The 16,319-nt window shown below is 52.2% G+C and carries 16 protein-coding genes; 4 read left to right on the top strand and 12 right to left on the bottom strand.

All coding sequences use genetic code 11. The features are described from left to right. Positions 1-22 precede the first annotated feature (22 nt). The 6 genes from coaE to nusB all read right to left on the bottom strand — a co-directional run bounded on the left by coaE (position 23) and on the right by nusB (position 4,005). A complete protein-coding gene (gene coaE, locus DUE52_RS01375) occupies positions 23-643 on the bottom strand; it encodes a dephospho-CoA kinase (protein ID WP_229312026.1) in 621 nt (206 codons plus the stop codon). Further along, on the bottom strand, positions 640-1,428 hold the full coding sequence (locus tag DUE52_RS01370) for a YbbR-like domain-containing protein (protein ID WP_114404135.1): 789 nt from the start codon (positions 1,426-1,428) through the stop codon (positions 640-642). Before DUE52_RS01370 ends, coaE begins: the two co-directional genes overlap by 4 nt. 128 nt (positions 1,429-1,556) lie before the next feature. Further along, positions 1,557-1,874 (bottom strand): preprotein translocase subunit YajC, encoded by a 318-nt coding sequence (gene yajC / locus DUE52_RS01365; RefSeq protein ID WP_114404134.1) that lies wholly within the window; start codon positions 1,872-1,874, stop codon positions 1,557-1,559. Positions 1,875-1,951: 77 nt separating this feature from the next. Then, on the bottom strand, positions 1,952-2,389 hold the full coding sequence (locus tag DUE52_RS01360; protein WP_114404133.1) for a DUF1573 domain-containing protein: 438 nt from the start codon (positions 2,387-2,389) through the stop codon (positions 1,952-1,954). Positions 2,390-2,470: 81 nt separating this feature from the next. Further along, on the bottom strand, positions 2,471-2,773 hold the full coding sequence (locus tag DUE52_RS01355; protein ID WP_114404132.1) for a YtxH domain-containing protein: 303 nt from the start codon (positions 2,771-2,773) through the stop codon (positions 2,471-2,473). Positions 2,774-2,835: 62 nt separating this feature from the next. Further along, positions 2,836-4,005, bottom strand: coding sequence for a transcription antitermination factor NusB (gene nusB / locus DUE52_RS01350; protein WP_229312025.1), 1,170 nt, complete (start codon positions 4,003-4,005; stop codon positions 2,836-2,838). A 221-nt stretch (positions 4,006-4,226) separates the two neighbouring features. Between nusB and DUE52_RS01345 the strand changes: the two genes are divergently transcribed. Next, on the top strand, positions 4,227-6,008 hold the full coding sequence (locus DUE52_RS01345; RefSeq protein ID WP_114404130.1) for an ABC transporter ATP-binding protein: 1,782 nt from the start codon (positions 4,227-4,229) through the stop codon (positions 6,006-6,008). A gap of 240 nt (positions 6,009-6,248) precedes the next feature. On the opposite strand, the gene DUE52_RS01340 is transcribed toward DUE52_RS01345, so the two are convergent. The 4 genes from DUE52_RS01340 to DUE52_RS01325 are packed head-to-tail and all read right to left on the bottom strand — an operon-like array spanning position 6,249 to position 10,276. Next, the gene (locus DUE52_RS01340) at positions 6,249-7,349 is read right to left on the bottom strand and encodes a mandelate racemase/muconate lactonizing enzyme family protein (protein ID WP_114404129.1); all 1,101 of its coding nucleotides are present in this window, start codon (positions 7,347-7,349) and stop codon (positions 6,249-6,251) included. Between the two features lie 5 nt (positions 7,350-7,354). Continuing rightward, on the bottom strand, positions 7,355-8,506 hold the full coding sequence (locus DUE52_RS01335; protein WP_114404128.1) for an amidohydrolase family protein: 1,152 nt from the start codon (positions 8,504-8,506) through the stop codon (positions 7,355-7,357). 46 nt (positions 8,507-8,552) lie between these two features. Beyond that, on the bottom strand, positions 8,553-9,029 hold the full coding sequence (ispF, locus tag DUE52_RS01330) for a 2-C-methyl-D-erythritol 2,4-cyclodiphosphate synthase (RefSeq protein WP_114404127.1): 477 nt from the start codon (positions 9,027-9,029) through the stop codon (positions 8,553-8,555). An 11-nt stretch (positions 9,030-9,040) separates the two neighbouring features. After that, a complete protein-coding gene (locus DUE52_RS01325) occupies positions 9,041-10,276 on the bottom strand; it encodes a M16 family metallopeptidase (RefSeq protein WP_114404126.1) in 1,236 nt (411 codons plus the stop codon). 113 nt (positions 10,277-10,389) lie between these two features. Between DUE52_RS01325 and DUE52_RS01320 the strand changes: the two genes are divergently transcribed. Together DUE52_RS01320 and DUE52_RS01315 are read left to right on the top strand one after the other, a co-directional pair. Beyond that, positions 10,390-11,499, top strand: a complete 1,110-nt coding sequence (locus DUE52_RS01320; protein WP_114404125.1) for a tetratricopeptide repeat protein — start codon at positions 10,390-10,392, stop codon at positions 11,497-11,499. 14 nt (positions 11,500-11,513) lie between these two features. Further along, positions 11,514-12,512, top strand: coding sequence for a phosphotriesterase family protein (locus tag DUE52_RS01315; protein WP_114404252.1), 999 nt, complete (start codon positions 11,514-11,516; stop codon positions 12,510-12,512). Positions 12,513-12,641: 129 nt separating this feature from the next. Here the strand turns inward: DUE52_RS01315 and DUE52_RS01310 are convergent, their stop codons facing one another. Both DUE52_RS01310 and DUE52_RS01305 read right to left on the bottom strand, forming a co-directional pair. Then, entirely contained in the window at positions 12,642-14,477 is a 1,836-nt protein-coding gene (locus DUE52_RS01310) for a DNA polymerase III subunit gamma/tau (protein ID WP_114404124.1), read from the bottom strand. Between the two features lie 60 nt (positions 14,478-14,537). After that, positions 14,538-15,149: a DUF6962 family protein gene (locus DUE52_RS01305; RefSeq protein ID WP_114404123.1), complete on the bottom strand. Its 612-nt coding sequence runs from the start codon at positions 15,147-15,149 to the stop codon at positions 14,538-14,540. Positions 15,150-15,364: 215 nt separating this feature from the next. Here DUE52_RS01305 and sucD point away from each other — a divergent pair, with 215 nt between their 5' ends. Beyond that, on the top strand, positions 15,365-16,243 hold the full coding sequence (sucD, locus tag DUE52_RS01300; RefSeq protein ID WP_114404122.1) for a succinate--CoA ligase subunit alpha: 879 nt from the start codon (positions 15,365-15,367) through the stop codon (positions 16,241-16,243). Positions 16,244-16,319 lie beyond the last annotated feature (76 nt).

Genomic DNA, 16,319 nt, shown 5'->3' with positions numbered 1-16,319 from the left:
CAATTAGTGTAAAAAAGGCGGATTACAAACCGGTCTGGCAAAAGGCTTCGTGGAGCCGCAAAACCTGGGGAATCAGCAGTTGGGTATCGTTGTTGTAGACCACGTAATCGGCCATTTCAATCCGCTCTTCGTCGCTGATCTGCCGGCTGATGATGTTCTTGATTTCCTGCGCGGAGCGGTGCGGATCGCGCTGGTGAATGCGGTGAATGCGAAGCTCCAACGGCGACTGCACCACAACTAATTTGTCAAGGTTATTTCCGTCTTCACCCGCAGCCCGCAGCAAAGCCGCTTCCTTGATCACATACGGTTTGTCGGCATAGCCACGCGCCCAGAGTTCGGTATCGGCATGTACCCTCGGATGAATTAGCGCGTTGAGTTGCAGCAGCAAATCGGGTTTGGCAAATACCTGAGCGGCTACCCAACTGCGGTTGTAACGCCCGGCCTCGTCATACGCTTCGGACCCCAGCAGGCGCGTCACATCCGATTTGAGAATGGCATCGTGATCGACCAGCCATTTGGCGCGTTCATCCGCTGAATAGACGGGAATCCCGAGGGCTTCGAAAATGCGGCAAACCGTGGTTTTTCCGGAACCAATTCCGCCCGTAACCCCAATTAACAAGGGTTTTTTCACTGATTGACTCATTTTTTACGGACCGATTTGGCTTTGGCGGACTTTCCGGTTTTTTCCGACCTGGTCGATTTGGCCGGTTTTACGGGTTGGGGAGGAGGGGGTGGAGGAAGCGGCTGCAGGAGTTCGGCCACTTCAAAACTAACCGAAACCTGGTCGGCACTGGCCCGAATGAGCGGATGGCGCGGAATGGGCAGTCGCAACTCTTCGTCGTAGCTTTGGGTCAGCCGACGGGCCGGAATCTTCACTTTGATGGTATCCGGCATGGCCCGAAGCAGCCGGGCCGGGCCTTCAAACCGGATCACGCGGGGATTGACGTTGATCAAACTGGAAACCACCATGCTTTCGGCCAGATCGATGCCCGTGCTGTCGACTACAATCGGAACTTCCTGGGCTGCCAGCCGGTCGAAATTCAACGCCAGCGTATCACCGGCCACAAAATTGACCCGAACGTCGTTGGCGTGATCGGTCAAAGAAGCCGCCAGCGAAGCGGTATTGATGTATTTGGTTTCGAGCGGGCGGGGAACGGAATACCGGATGGGTTGCGACCGAAACGGCAGCCACGACTTCCGGAACAGCTTCCAGCCATTGCCGGTGATGCTAACGGTAATGGTTTTGGGAAGGGGCGTCGTTGGAACGTACAATTTCTGGTCGTAAACAAACTCAATCGGATACTGAACGCTGACCGTGTAGTTGTTCTTATTGAGCGCATTCAGCAACCAGATCACGGCAGCCGCCAGCAGACACAAAACGAGTGTCGGCAGTTGAACCGGGCGGGGTTGGGTGTTGGTTAGCGGCACAAGGAGGAGGAACTAAAGATTTTAATACTAAATGTAAAATGAGTAATGTTAAATGTAAAAGTGTTTAACGCTTGCTAAGAGACTTTTACATTTAACATTACTCATTTTACATTTAGTATTCGTTCGCATTACGCCGGTAATTTAACCGTTGCTTCGCGGGAGATGGCGGTTTTTTCAAACGTCAGTTTCACGCCTTTGTCCACTTCCACGACCACTGTCGTGCCTTCTACAGCGTATACTTTGCCGTGTAAACCGCCAATGGTGACCACGCCGTCGCCTTTTTTCAGGTTCTCAATGAAATTCTTCTGATCCTTCTGCTTTTTCTGCTGCGGACGAATCATGAAAAAGTAGAACACCACAAAAATACCGACCCACAGGACGATGTTCCAAACCATGGAATTGGACGAGCCGCCCGGTACTTGTGCTAAAATAGAAGGGAAATTCATTGTGACGAATAGCGGTTTAAAATGAATGGGTTTGATGGGATGCGTGGATTAGTTACTGGTGCTGAACAGCCAATGGCTTACTGGGCGGTTTTGACGCTGCTGGAATCCCGGGGATTCACCATCACGCGGAAAGCGAGTTCGCTGTAGGCCGGGTCCGTATTGGCATAAACGGTTACGGTTTTGTTCTGAACGCCCCGTTTTCCCTGGCTGTTGAACAGCACTTTGATGGACGATTCCTGGCCGGGCTCGATCGGTTTTTTAGGCCATTCGGGCGTCGTACAGCCGCAGGAAGCTTGAATGTTGTTGATAATCAACGGAAACTCGCCTTCGTTTTTGAACTTGAAATTCCGCGATACCGTGTCGCCTTCGGTAATATCGCCAAAGTCGTAAACACCCGTGTCGGTGAACACCATTTTAGGCATTTTGCCCGACAACGCTTTCGTTGAGTCTTTCTGGGTCTGGTTGCAGGCCGTAACACCGGCGAGAAGAACCAGACTGAGGAGGAAGTTTTTCATTACTTTTTTAAACGGAATGAAGGGTCAGGAAGTGAATCGATTTTCGGTCGAAACCGACTTCCTGACCGGTAAATAGGCTTGTTATGCGCCCTGCTGCTTGATCTGCGCCATCAGACGATCGACATCTTCCAACAGTTTTTCCGCTTTCTCGCGGGCATCGCTCACGACCCGTTCGCCCTCGGTTTTGGCCAGGCTTTCGGGGAGTTTATCGGTTCTTAACACATCATCCAGCAGGTAGCGAAGTTGTTCACGGTATTTTGACAAACGATAGGTTAACCGGTCACGGGTAACGGCGCCTTTCTCGGGCGCATAGAGTAGACCCAGTGCGGCACCAGTTACGCATCCCGTTACAAAGGCAATCAGGGTTTGACTTGTTCTGCTCATAATCGTACTTAGTTATCAGTTGTTCGTCTTTATAAACGAGAAACAACCGGAAACGGGTAAACTTATTTATTATCCATCAAACCGCGGCCACTTTTGCGAAGCTGGCCGGAGGTTTTTAGTTTTTCGGATAGACTGTCCAGAATACCGTTGACAAATTTGCCACTTTTGGGCGTACTGTACAGCTTTGCCAGTTCGATGTATTCGTTGATGGTCACTTTTACCGGAATATTCGGAAAATTCAGCAACTCGGCGAGTGCCAGTTTCAGAATGATTTTGTCCAGTTGTGCCACCCGTTCCACATCCCAGTTGGTCAGTTGCTCGGCCAGCAGGCTCTCGTATTCGGCGTCGTTTTCCAGGGCTTTCTTGTACAGTGTTTCCAGAAAATCCCGGTCTTCTACCCAATCTTCGGTCAGCGCCACGAGTTTCAATCCTTCCGGTCCCTGCACAGATTTCAGCGTTTTGATGGCCATACTCCGCACAATTTCGCTGTTTTCGGACCAGCTCAGGTCCATTTCCTCGAAAAAGCTCCGGGCTGGTTCCTGCTTCAGCAATACATTCCGCAAAACGTGCTGCGCCAGTTGCTGGTCTTCGTCGGCCGTGTGTTGTTCGGATTCGCAGTAAGTGCGGTAAACGTCGTCTTCTTTCAGCACATCGTTGTAGATGGTCCGAACCATCTGACGGTCGTCGCCCCACTCGATTTTCCGCCGAATCTGCTCAACTTCCAGCGGTTTGTGTTCGCGCAGGGCCTTGATAATCCGGTTGCTGTCCAGCCCCGATTCTTTGGCGATCTGTCGGGTATCCAGGTTTTTATAGGTCCGTTCCCGGTCAATTTGCGCCACGTGGGCCAGCTCCAGGAGCAGACTCAGCAGGCGGATGAGGGAATTGTCGAGCGTCCGAACGTCATCGACCAGCGCCTGCATCACCCGCTGACGTTCCCGGGTCAGGCTGTTCCGGTAATCTACCAGGGCCTGGTTGGCGGCTACCAGCACCTTACGCGGTATTTCCTCCTCTTCCGGCGGTTTTCCTTCTTTTAATCCTTCTTCAAACAAAACCGTAGCCAGTCGGCGGTAGCCTTCCAATTGCTGGAGGTTCTGCACCGCCATCGAATTCAGGTCACGCTGAAAAGTTTCGGTAATGGTATCGACAGCCGCCTGCCGATTGGATAATTCGGATTGTCGCAGGGCATAAAAAGCCTGCATGACCTTAATCCGCAATAAACGTCTGTTTAGCATTCTGGTCCGGCAAGAAACAAAGAACTCGGTTCGATATTTCGAAGATTGGTAATTGGGTACAAAAGTACGGAAAATGTCTTGAACTATACTTGTCTTCACCGGCGAAATACCGGTTCAGGACGAATACCGATCAACCTATCGTGTCGATAAACTATTCCGGCCCGTTTTCTGTTACCAGCCCATATCCCTGATTTGTTTCATTGAAAGACGTCTGCTGATTTGTGAAAGCACTTTCCCACCTCAATAAATACCTGCTGAAATACAAGTGGTACCTCATTTGGGGAACCGCTTTCACCATCATCTCCAACCTGTTCGGGATTATTCCGGCGCAGTTGGTGCGGTATTCGCTCGATCTGGTGAAAGAAACGCTCGACATTTATTTTCTCTACAACGGCAGCCGTCTGCAAAGCAATCTCTACGATGTGTTTGCCTTCAGCATTCTGTTCTACGGGTTGCTGATTCTGGCGATGGCGCTCCTGAAAGGCTTCTTTCTGTTTCTGGTGCGGCAAACGCTGATCGTCATGTCGCGACACATCGAATACGACCTGAAAAACGAAATTTACGCGCATTACCAGACGCTGCCCCTCAGTTTTTTCCGTCAGCACAACACCGGTGATTTAATGGCCCGGATTTCCGAAGATGTCAGCAAAGTGCGGATGTACGTTGGACCCTCGATCATGTACGGGCTGAACCTGATTACGTTGTTTATCCTGGTAATCAGCTACATGGTTTCGATCAACGTCCGGCTGAGTCTCTACGTGCTGTTGCCGTTGCCGGTTCTTTCCATTGCGATTTATGTAGTCAATACCATCATTATCAAACGCTCGGAAGAAATTCAGCGGAGCCTTTCGCGGCTTTCGACCTTCGTTCAGGAAGCGTTTTCCGGTATTCGGGTGCTTAAGGCATTCGTTCGCGAAGACAACTCGGCGACCAATTTTACGACCGAAAGCGATGTCTACAAACAGAAATCCCTGCAACTGACCCGCGTCGATTCACTGTTTTTTCCGTTGATCATGCTGCTCGTCGGGTTCAGTAACGTGCTGGTGGTGTACATCGGTGGTCAGGAAATTCTGACCGGGCGACTGACGCCGGGCAACATTATGGAGTTTATCCTGTACGTCAACATGCTGACGTGGCCGGTGATGGCCCTCGGCTGGACAACGAGCCAGACCCAGCGGGCGGCTGCTTCCCAGCAACGGATCAACGAGTTTCTGGCCGTGAAAACCGATCTGGTTTCCGAAAAATCGCTGGAACGGGAAATCGTGGGTGAGGTGGAATTCCGGAATGTGCGGTTTGTGTACCCGGATTCGGGCATCGTCGCACTGAAAGATTTTAATCTGAACGTCAAAGCGGGCGAAACCGTCGCCATTCTGGGAACCACCGGTTCGGGCAAGAGTTCGCTGGCCAATCTGCTCACGCGGATGTATGATCCCACCGGGGGCGAAATTCTGATCGACGGAATTCCGCTGAAGGATTACAGTCTGATGAGCATTCGGCGGCAAATGGGCTACGTGCCGCAGGAGGTGTTTCTTTTTTCCGAAACCATCAGCAATAACGTCAAATTCGGAATGCCCGACATGCCGCAGGAAAAAGTGGAACAGGCCATCAAGGACGCGGATTTATACCAGAACATCATCGCTTTCCCGGAGCAGTTCGACACGCGGATTGGCGAGCGGGGCGTCACCTTGTCGGGTGGTCAGAAACAGCGGCTCTCGATTGCCCGCGCCATTGCCCGCGACCCCAAAATCCTGATTCTGGACGATTGTTTATCGGCGGTGGATACCAACACCGAAAACATCATTCTGAACAACCTCCACCGGATTATGGAAAACCGCACCTCCGTGGTGATTTCCCACCGGGTTTCGTCGGCCAAACTGGCTGACAAAATTCTGGTGCTCGATGAAGGCGAAGTGGTCGAGCACGGCACCCACGAGGAGTTGCTGGCAGCCAACGGTGTTTATCGCGAGTTGTACGAGAAGCAGTTGCAGGCGGAGGAAGTGTAAGGCATTCAGAAAATCCCCCAATATCCGTATTAAGATCGTTTTCCAGCCCACGGTTTTAACCGTGGGTTTTGTTCACGATACCTGCGTTTCCGGTTGAAACCGTTTTAACGGTTTAAGGAGGTTTAAGGATTTAAAAACCGTTGAAACGGTTTCCATTCCAATTGTATTCTTCGTTGTCCCACGGTTTGAACCGTGGGCTGGTTAAAAATTAGACTGTGGGAGGATAACCATGCTGTTCAACTAGCGAATCTCAATTCTCTCCATACCAGCCAGAAACGTTTCGTCAATGGTAGCACCGATTCCCGGCCCGGTTGGCAATTCAATTTCGTAGCCCTTGTACGTAACGCCCCCCAAAACCGGGTCGTCGGCGTGTTCAAAAGGCGCATCCAGATCGTAGAACGAAACGTTCCGCCGGGCGGAGGCAAAATGGGCTTTGGCCGTGATGGCCAGCCGGGATTCCGACATGCAACCGATCATGCACGGGATGCCGGCCGCTTCTGCAATGGCGTTGATTTTCTGGGCGTTAAAAATTCCCCCGCTTTTCGATAACTTGATGTTGAAGTAATCGACGGCTTCTTCCTGCGCCAGCCGCAGAGCATCCCGATGGCTGAACAGGGATTCGTCGGCCATAATCGAAACGGTCGTCTTGGTTCGAAGGCGCTTCAAATCGGCGATGGCCCAATGCTTGACGGGTTGTTCGCAGTATTCGATGTTCCAATCCTGAATGGTTCTGAGTACGTTGACCGCCGTGACGTAATTCCAGCCCTGGTTGGCATCCGTCCGAATCGGAATGCTGTCGCCCACCGCTTCGCGAATCACTTCCACGCGCCGGATGTCGTCGCGCTGGTTGGTGCCAAGCTTCACTTTGATTGCCAAACCGCCTTTTTCCTTGATCCGAACGGCATCGGCGGCCATGCGTTCCGGCGCATTGAGGTAGATCGTTTCGTCGGTGACCAGCGTAAACCGCTCGCCACCCAGAAATGCGTACAACGGCATTCGGGCAGCCTGAGCGGCCAGGTCGTACAGCGCCATATCGAACGCACTTTTCACCGTTGGATTGTTGGGTAAATAGGCGTCCAGCCGGTTCAGATTCCCTTCAATATCCAGGGCATTCTGCCCGATCAGCAGCTTGCCAAAATCGCGGGCGGCTGCAAAACCGGTTTCCTGTGTTTCGCCGACAATCATCCAGAACGGCGAGCCTTCACCCCAACCCACCAACCCGTCGGCGTGAATCCGGACGAGCAGATTCCGGGCATTTTCAATCGTCCCCAACGAAATAGCGATGGGTGCTTTGAGCGGAATGTTGTACTTGAAAACGTCGATTTGGGTGATTTTTACCATTTAATTTATTTTGGAAACTGCGATTTGTCCAGGCCCGGAATAATCCGCAGGGCATTTTTGTAATACACTTTTTTCAGCACTTCGTCGGGTAACGCCATGCCGTACATGCGCCAGAACGCGTGGTATTTTTTGTGGTACGGGAAATACTCATCATCCGATTCCAGCACGCGGAAATACGTCGCATATTCCGATGGCACCCAACTGTCTTTTCCGAACAGAATCCGGTCCTGGTACTTTTCAAAGAACTTCCGCGACGCCCGGGGCTGGCGACCGAGTTCGGCAATAACCGCTCCGATTTCCACCAGCATGTTCGGAAACACCTTCATCAGACTGTCCAGCTTTACAAGATCGTTCGGATACCAGCCCATGTGGGCGTTGATAAATGTCGTTTTCGGGTGTTTGCGGAACACGTTGTGTTGTTCGGCAATGAGTTGTTCCCAGGAAACCGGGTTGCTTTCCGACCGTTTGCGACCGGGATGGGTTTTCAGTTCCAGCCAGCGTTCGTTGAAGCGGTCCATCGGGTCCCAGAACGGTTTCGGGTCGGCAGTATGGATCAGAACCGGCACGCCCAATTGACCGCATTTGGCCCAGATCGCATCCAGGCGCGGATCGTCTACCCGAACGCGTTTCCCTTCCGTATCCTTCACGTTAAAACCCAGGCTTTTATAGATTTTCAGGCCTTTTGCGCCATTTTTGATGTCGTCTTCCAGCAGTTTGACGGCTTTTTCCGTCCAGCCGGGTTCACCCAGATTGGCAAAGTTGATGTTGGTAAAAATCGCCAGTCGCTTCGGATACGACTTCTGCACATTGGCCAGTGCATTGCCGAGGAACGTGCTGCTTTCGGCTACGTTCGACGTAAAACCGCGTCCGCTCAGATTGACCATGATGCCCATGTTCAGGCTATCCATCTGGGTCACCAGTTTCCGTAAATCCGTCCGGTCCATGTCATACTGGTGGTTGTGAACGTCGATAAACGGGTATTTGGCGCGGGTGATTTTGTGTTCCGGGGTCTTCAAAGTCGAAACCGGTTCATACTCTTCAAAATCGATCGGGCCGTTGGCGGTTGCCACTTTCGGCTGGGCGCGGGCCGACAGGATGAGGAGAGAAAACGCAGAAAGCGCGGTGAGGTGGCGCAGATTTCGCAGAGATAAAAGCATCGTTTATCAGGTCAATGAGTGTAAATGAAACGTTTTCAGTACCAACTCAGGAATAAATCAGCGCGACGCAAAAAGCCGCAATGCCTTCTTTTCGGCCCACAAAGCCCATGTGTTCGGACGTGGTGGCCTTGATGGAAATATCGTCTTCCGGGACTTCCATGACGCCCGACAGGCAGGTTTTCATCGCCGGAATGTACGGATTTAACTTCGGTTCCTGCAACACCACCGTCACATCGACGTTCGAAACTTCATAGCCTTTTTCGCGAATCATCCGCATCACCTCGGCCAGCAACAGCTTGCTGTCGACGCCTTTCCAGCGCGGATCTTTGTCCGAAAAATGGTAGCCGATGTTCCGCAGATTGGCGGCACCCAGCAAGGCATCACAGAGCACGTGACAAATCACATCGGCATCGGAATGCCCCTGCGCACCGTGTGTGTGCGGAATTAAAATACCGCCGAGCCAGAATTCCCGGCCTTCGGCTAACTGATGCACGTCGTATCCTTGCCCTACGCGGATTTTCATAACAGTTCGACTTAAGCGGCCCGGTAATACAGGGTCGAGCGGTTTTCTTTCCGGAGCAGTTTTTGGGCAATCGACTGGATGTCGTCTGGCGTAATGGCCTGAATTCGTTCCGTTTCCTGATTCACCCAGTCCGCATTACCGGCATTGGCCGCATACGCCAGATTCATGGCGCGGTTCAGCAGTTCTACCTCCGAAAATACCAGCGTCGCTTCTGCCTGATTCTTCACTTTGGCCAGTTCGTCTTCCGGTACGGTTTGGCTAATGATTTCATTCACAACGCTTTCAATAGCGGCATCGGCTTCTTCCAGCGATACGCCCTGATTCAGCGAACCGCTGATGACGAGCAAACCGGGGTCCAGCGATCCGGTCGAGTGCGCTGAAATACCGGTGAACAGCGCATGTTCTTTCAACAATTTCTGGTAAAGCCGCGACGATTTTCCCCGGCCCAGCACGTCGCTCAGCAGGTCGGCGCAGTAGTAATTATCCGCGAAACGACCCGGCATGTGGTATACTTTGTAGAGCGCATTGAGGGGAACTTCGGCCACGGTTTCCAGAAACCGGGCTTCGGTCTGTATGGGTTCCTGCGGCAGATTGCGTGCGTGAACCTTGCCCGCCGGAATGGGTTCAAACCATTTTTTAGACAATTGCTTGACCTGTTCGAGCGTGACGTTTCCGCCCACCACCATCGTGGCGTTGTTCGGCAGGTAATGCGTATAAAAAAAGTGTTTTACGTCATCCATTGTCGCCGTTTCGATGTGGCTGATGTCTTTGCCGATCGTGGCCCACTGATACGGATGCACCTGATAGGCCAGCGGGCGGAGTTTCAGCCAGACATCGCCGTAGGGCTGGTTGAGGTAGCGTTGCTTGAATTCTTCGATCACCACTTTCTGCTGCACGTCCAAAACCGTCGGGTCGAACGACAGGCCCAGCATCCGGTCGGATTCGAGCCAGAAGGCGGTTTCGAGGTTGGCCGACGGGAGCGTGATGTAATAGTTGGTGATGTCGGGTGAGGTAAAGGCGTTGTTTTCGCCCCCCACTTTTTGCAGCGGTTCGTCGTAGCTCGGAATGTTGCGGGAGCCGCCAAACATCAGGTGTTCGAACAAATGCGCAAAACCGGTTTTCCCCGCATCTTCATCGCGCGACCCGACATTGTACAAAATATTGACCGTCGCCATCGGGCTGGTCGGGTCCTCGTGAACGTAGACTTTTAAACCGTTATCTAACACAAAATGCTCGAATCGAATCATGGCAAACTTTTTCGGTGGGGGTGTCGTTAGGCGTTTTGAGAACTAACAAAAGTAACGGTCTATTCGTATTCTTCAAAAAAGAACATTCCCGTAACTCGTGAACACACCTTCCCATGAAAAAATTCTGGCTCCTGCTTTTCTTATCGGGCCCTTTGCCGGCTCTCGCCCAGATACTCGATGACGCTGGTATTCAGCAGATTATTTTGAAGGCTACCGATAAAATTTACAACTACGAATTCGATGAAGCGGATGACTATATTCGACAGGTAAAAGCCAAATACCCCCAGCATCCGGTGGTGCCGGTGATGAAAGCCATTCAGCTCTATTGGCAGTATCTGCCGCTGAAAGAAAACAAAAATGCCACCACACAGTACGTAAACTACCTGAATCAGGGCATTGCGCTGTCGAAAAAAATGCTGGATCGCAATGAAAATGATCCGGAAGGCGTCTTTTTCTCGCTGGCTTCACACGGCTATCTGGCGATGAAAAACCACTACGACAACGAGACGATGAAAGCCGTCGGTGAAGCGCAGAAGGCGTATAGCTATTTGCGGAAGGGATTTAAACTGATGGATAAAAATCCGGAATTTTATTTTTCAACCGGACTTTATAATTACTACATTGAACGGTATCCGCTGGATCATCCTGTCTCGAAACCGCTGCTGCTTTTTTTTCAGAATGGCGATATGGCACTGGGAATGAAGCAGATGGAAACGGCTGTGCGCCGGGGGATTTTCACCCGGACCGAAACCGCGCTCTATTTGGGTCATATTTACCTGAAACACGAAAGCCAACCAGCCCGCGCGGCCCTGTTTCTGAAACCTTTGGCGGATAAATACCCGCAAAACCCGATCTTTACGCTGGGATGCGCCGAAGCGCTGGTGCAATCGGGTCGGTACCGCGATGCCCAGGCCTACATCGAACGGTTGCGGAATCTTCCCCAGAAGTTTCTGGCCATGCCGGTAAAAGTATTGGAAGGCATTACCGAAGAAAAAATGAATGGTAACCACAAACTGGCTGCCGAAAATTATCAAACTGCCTTGAAACTACCGGTAGACGAGGTCTTTGCCAAGGAGTTTACGGCCCACGCCTACAGCGGTTTAGCCCGGATCTCGGCCCAGTCCGGCGACCGGAACCGGGCGAAGTCCATGTACAAAAAGGTGTTGAGTATGGCCGAATACAAGTCGACCATTCAGGAAGCCCGGAAGTATTTAAAATCCTAATGACCCATTCGAGTATGATGAAACGTCGGACCTTTCTGAAAACGTCACTTGCCGCCGGGTTTTGGCTGGTTCTTCAAAAAAAAACGATGATCAACACCGTAACCGGAGCGGTTCAGGCGTCGGAACTGGGGTTGACGCTCATTCACGAACACATGCTGGTCGATTTTATTGGAGCTGATCAGATCAATCCGGAGCGCTGGAAACGGGCCGATGTGGTGGTGAAAATGCTGCCGTATTTGCAGACGTTGCGGAAGCTGGGCGTTCAGACGCTGATCGACTGTACGCCCGCCTACCTGGGTCGCGACCCCCTGTTGCTGAAAGAGTTATCGGAAAAATCAGGAATTAGAATCCTGACAAACACCGGTTATTACGGAGCATCGAATGACAAATACCTGCCCACCCACGCCCGAACCGAAACCGCCGACCAACTGGCCGACCGTTGGGTGGCGGAGTTCGAGAGCGGAATTGAAGGCACCGGCATTCGGCCCGCTTTTCTGAAAATCGGCGTCAACCCCGGCCCCTTGTCGGAACTGCACCGCAAACTCATTACGGCAGCCGCCCGGACGCACAAACGCACTGGTTTGACCATTTGCTCGCATACCGGGCCGTATGTTCCCGCTTTCGAGCAAATAGAGATTTTGAAACAGGAAGGTGTTGCTCCATCGGCATTTGTGTGGGTACATGCGCAGGGGCAAAACATGGTGCATTACGCCCGCGCCGTTCGGGAAGGTGCCTGGGTGAGTCTGGACGGTTTGGATGGGAAAAATGTGAGTCAGTACGTCGATACCCTGCTCCTGATGAAAGAAAACCGGTTTTTGCACCGGACGCTGCTCTCCCACGACGCCGGTTGGTATGATCCCGCGCAACCCGACGGCGGTTCCATCGGTCGGGATTATACGGTTTTGTTCAACCAGTTGATGCCGGCCTTAAACCGCAAAGGATTTACGAAGAAAGACTGGAAGCAAATGCTGGTGGAAAACCCGGTGAAAGCGTTTTTGAATGTGAAGAGTTGAGCGTGAAACAGATTAGCTAATTGTTCTATAGGCTTTGGCTTGTTGCCCCTAAATCCCCTAAAGGGGACTTTAAACACCGCTTAAACGGGATGTAAAAAGTCCCCTTTAGGGGATTTAGGGGCGATAAGCTCAATAATCAACATCCAGGCCCAGCGTCCGTTTCAACTCCAGCAGGGCCGGGTTTTTTTCGGCCAGGTAATTGAATTTGTCCTGGGGCGTATAAATCATTTTTCGGGTTTCCTGGAGCGCAATGGTATCGGTCAGTTGAATCTGGCTGTTCTGCAATTCCCGCCGGAGATAGGTGAGTAAATCCTGTCGCAGGTCGTTCAAAAGGTTGGCTTGCAGGGAGTTATCGAGGGCAATGTGGATCATGGTACCTTCCAGGCGAAACGCGCGGTTCAGCATCACCTGTTCCGTTCGCGAGCCGTCCTGCTGATCGCGCATCCGGGCGTACGTTTGCCAGACGGTTTGTAACTCCTCGAAAGTGAACGGTTTATCCACTTTGATCATTTCGGGAGCCTCGGCCAAAGCCGTCGCGACGGCATCAGCCATTGTGGCCACCGGCCGTTCGACGGTGACCAGATTAGACGTGGTCCGGAGCTTACTACCAACCGGTTTTGGAATCCCGGCGATCACCGGACTCCGTTCCGGGAGCGGTTTGGCGGTTCCGTTGCCATTCGGCTGGGGATGATAGCCGTTCGTAGGTTCGCTGGTATGCGACGGCAGGGCGACGGGTTCCCGGCTTGTGGTTAAGGCGTCACGGTCGGCTGAGCTGTCCTTTTTTTTTTCAGCCTGTTCCGGGTTCCGGGTTTCGCCAGGTTCCGAATGACTGCTTAAAACCGGTACGGCATGGATGTCCAGCACATTCGGCAGATTCGCCAGTTTCATCAGGCAAACTTCCACGTGTAGCCGCTGGTTTTTGGCCGATTTGTAGTTCAGGTCGCATTGTGCCCCGACGCTCAGGGCCGAGAGCAGAAAACTCAGGGGCGCTTCGGCGGCCTGTTGCAGATACTTTTGCTGAATGCTTTCCGTCACCTGCAACAACTGAATGGTCGCTACATCCTTGCAAACCAGCAGGTTCCGAAAATGCTCGCTCAGCCCGACAATGAACTGATGCCCGTCGAATCCTTTCCGCAGAATTTCGTCGAACAACAACATGCTTTGCGGCAAATTGCCCGCCAGCAGCAGGTCGGTTAGCCGGAAATAGTAGTCGTAGTCGAGGATGTGGAGGTTTTCCAGCACTTCTTTGTAGCGCAGAATCCGGTCTTCCGAGAAGGTCACGTTCAGGTCGAACATCGAAAGCGCATCCCGCAAACCGCCGTCGGCTTTCTGAGCGATGAGTTCCAGGGCTTCGTATTCGGTCTGAATGCCTTCTTTCTGAGCAATGCTGGCCAGATGGTCGGCGATGTCGCGCGGCTGAATCCGGTTGAAGTCGAAGAGCTGGCAACGCGACAGAATCGTCGGCAGGATTTTGTGCTTTTCGGTGGTCGCCAGAATAAAAATGGCGTAGGAGGGAGGCTCTTCCAGTGTTTTCAGGAACGCGTTGAAAGCGGCCTGTGACAGCATGTGAACCTCATCGATGATGTAAATTTTATACTGACCCGACTGGGGCGGATAGCGCACCTGATCGATCAGGTTCCGGATATCTTCCACCGAGTTGTTGGAAGCCGCATCGAGTTCATGGATGTTGAACGAAGCATTCTGATTGAAACTCACACACGAGTCACAGTGGTCACACGGTTCGACGGCTTCGCTTTTTCCAAGGTTCTGGCAGTTGATGGTTTTGGCCAGAATCCGGGCGCAGGTCGTTTTTCCAACCCCCCGTGGTCCGCAAAACAGAAATGCCTGCGCCAGGTGATTGGTTAAAATCGCGTTCTTGAGTGTAGTCGTAATATGTGCCTGTCCGACGACGGTATCGAAGGTAGCCGGACGGTATTTCCGGGCCGAGACAACGAAGTTATCCATGTCGGCAAGTTAGCCAAAAAAAATGGTCCGCCGTAGGATTTGGAACCCTGCTCTCCAAAATTACTTTCCTCCCGGCCGGTTTTCTGCGTCCGTCTTTTGAGCCGATTTTCCGAAGCAAAGTAGTGATAATGAAAGCGTATAGTGGTAAAAATCGATGGGATGAATGGGCAGATTTTTTAATTGGCCCATGCGGGTTGCCAGCGCTAGAATCATCACGGCCAGCACCACCCAGGTGGCGCGGGGATCCCGACGAACGACGCCCAGAAACGCGATCAGCAGCACGATCACCATGCCCATCGACGGAATGACCGGCTCAAAGGCCCGGATGGTGGGACTCAGCAGCAAAAGCAGAAATAAAACAATGCCCAGCGTAACGGTGATGACAAAACCGGATCTCGTAATTCTCTGCTTGAGAATCAGGCCCCACACCCCGACGATGACGCACACGACCCCCATACTGGCCGCCAGCGTTTCCAGCGAGCGGTGCAGCGGCACCACGCCCTGGATGCCCGCAAACACCAGAACGCCGACCAGAGCGGTCATCGAAATGGTAATCAGAAATAAGCCCCAGAGTACCCGATTGTACCAGCTCAATGCCATAAAATACCGCCAGAAGACCCAGATACCCGTGAAAGCCAGGACGGCATCTGACACCATGTTTGAAAGGTTCATGCTGGAAATAACAATTTTTCGGGGAAAAAGGCAAAAGGGAGTTATGAGTGAAGAGTTATGAGTGAAGAGTTATGAGTGAAGAGTTGGCTGACGCGTTTTAACTCTTAATTCTTAACTCTTAACTCATAACTTTTTTCTTTAGCCATTTCCCTCTACTTTTGCGCCGGTTCCAAGGGCTTATACCTTCACACGCATAGCACAGCTTTTCATTCATCATGAGCGTATTAGTTAACAAAAATTCCAAGGTTATCGTCCAGGGCTTTACGGGCTCTGAAGGTTCATTCCATGCTCAACAGATGATCGAGTATGGTACCAACGTCATTGGCGGAGTCACTCCGGGCAAAGGCGGACAGACCCATCTCGACCGACCTGTATTCAACACCGTGAAGGAAGCTGTTGAAAAGGGCGGGGCCGATGTCTCGATTATTTTTGTACCACCGGCTTTTGCCGCTGACGCCATCATGGAAGCCGCCGACGCCGGTATCAAAGTGATTATCTGCATTACGGAAGGAATTCCGACGAAAGATATGATGGTGGCCAAGGACTATCTGACCGGAAAAGACGTCCGGCTGATTGGGCCGAACTGCCCCGGTGTGATGACCGCCGAGGAGTGTAAAGTGGGCATCATGCCCGGTTTCATCTTCAAAAAAGGCACCATCGGCATTGTTTCCAAATCCGGTACCCTGACCTACGAAGCCGTTGATCAGCTTTCGAAAGTGGGACTTGGCCAAACCACGGCCATCGGGATCGGTGGTGATCCCATCATCGGTACAACGACCAAAGAAGCCGTTGAACTGCTGATGAACGACCCCGAAACCGAAGGTATCGTAATGATCGGCGAAATTGGCGGAGGCATGGAAGCCGAAGCCGCACGCTGGATCAAAGCCGACGGAAACCGCAAACCGGTTGTTGGCTTCATTGCCGGACAAACCGCCCCGAAAGGCCGCCGGATGGGCCACGCCGGAGCCATCATCGGTGGTGCGGACGACACCGCAGCCGCCAAAATGCGTATTATGTCCGAATGCGGCATTCACGTCGTCGAATCACCAGCCCTGATTGGTGAAACGATGTTGAAAGCCATCGGGAAGAATTGATAGTTAAGAATTAAGAGTTAAGAATTAAGAGTTAAGACGGGGCCGCCCATGCGGTTGGCTGATGCATTAACTCTTA

The organism is Larkinella punicea, from assembly GCF_003334855.1.
Taxonomy (GTDB): Bacteria; Bacteroidota; Bacteroidia; order Cytophagales; family Spirosomataceae; genus Larkinella; species Larkinella punicea.
This window is presented reverse-complemented; position numbering and strand designations above follow the sequence as displayed.

What these genes read in the sequence shown, in the direction of transcription:
- DUE52_RS01325 (WP_114404126.1), bottom strand. Translation starts at nt 10,276, where the DNA reads ATGATTCGATTCGAGCATTTTGTGTTAGATAACGGTTTAAAAGTCTAC.
- DUE52_RS01320 (WP_114404125.1), top strand. Translation starts at nt 10,390, where the DNA reads ATGAAAAAATTCTGGCTCCTGCTTTTCTTATCGGGCCCTTTGCCGGCT.
- sucD (WP_114404122.1), top strand. Translation starts at nt 15,365, where the DNA reads ATGAGCGTATTAGTTAACAAAAATTCCAAGGTTATCGTCCAGGGCTTT.
- DUE52_RS01355 (WP_114404132.1), bottom strand. Translation starts at nt 2,773, where the DNA reads ATGAGCAGAACAAGTCAAACCCTGATTGCCTTTGTAACGGGATGCGTA.
- DUE52_RS01340 (WP_114404129.1), bottom strand. Translation starts at nt 7,349, where the DNA reads ATGGTAAAAATCACCCAAATCGACGTTTTCAAGTACAACATTCCGCTC.
- yajC (WP_114404134.1), bottom strand. Translation starts at nt 1,874, where the DNA reads ATGAATTTCCCTTCTATTTTAGCACAAGTACCGGGCGGCTCGTCCAAT.
- DUE52_RS01360 (WP_114404133.1), bottom strand. Translation starts at nt 2,389, where the DNA reads ATGAAAAACTTCCTCCTCAGTCTGGTTCTTCTCGCCGGTGTTACGGCC.
- DUE52_RS01305 (WP_114404123.1), bottom strand. Translation starts at nt 15,149, where the DNA reads ATGAACCTTTCAAACATGGTGTCAGATGCCGTCCTGGCTTTCACGGGT.
- DUE52_RS01335 (WP_114404128.1), bottom strand. Translation starts at nt 8,506, where the DNA reads ATGCTTTTATCTCTGCGAAATCTGCGCCACCTCACCGCGCTTTCTGCG.
- DUE52_RS01310 (WP_114404124.1), bottom strand. Translation starts at nt 14,477, where the DNA reads ATGGATAACTTCGTTGTCTCGGCCCGGAAATACCGTCCGGCTACCTTC.
- nusB (WP_229312025.1), bottom strand. Translation starts at nt 4,005, where the DNA reads ATGCTAAACAGACGTTTATTGCGGATTAAGGTCATGCAGGCTTTTTAT.
- ispF (WP_114404127.1), bottom strand. Translation starts at nt 9,029, where the DNA reads ATGAAAATCCGCGTAGGGCAAGGATACGACGTGCATCAGTTAGCCGAA.
- DUE52_RS01315 (WP_114404252.1), top strand. Translation starts at nt 11,514, where the DNA reads ATGATGAAACGTCGGACCTTTCTGAAAACGTCACTTGCCGCCGGGTTT.
- coaE (WP_229312026.1), bottom strand. Translation starts at nt 643, where the DNA reads ATGAGTCAATCAGTGAAAAAACCCTTGTTAATTGGGGTTACGGGCGGA.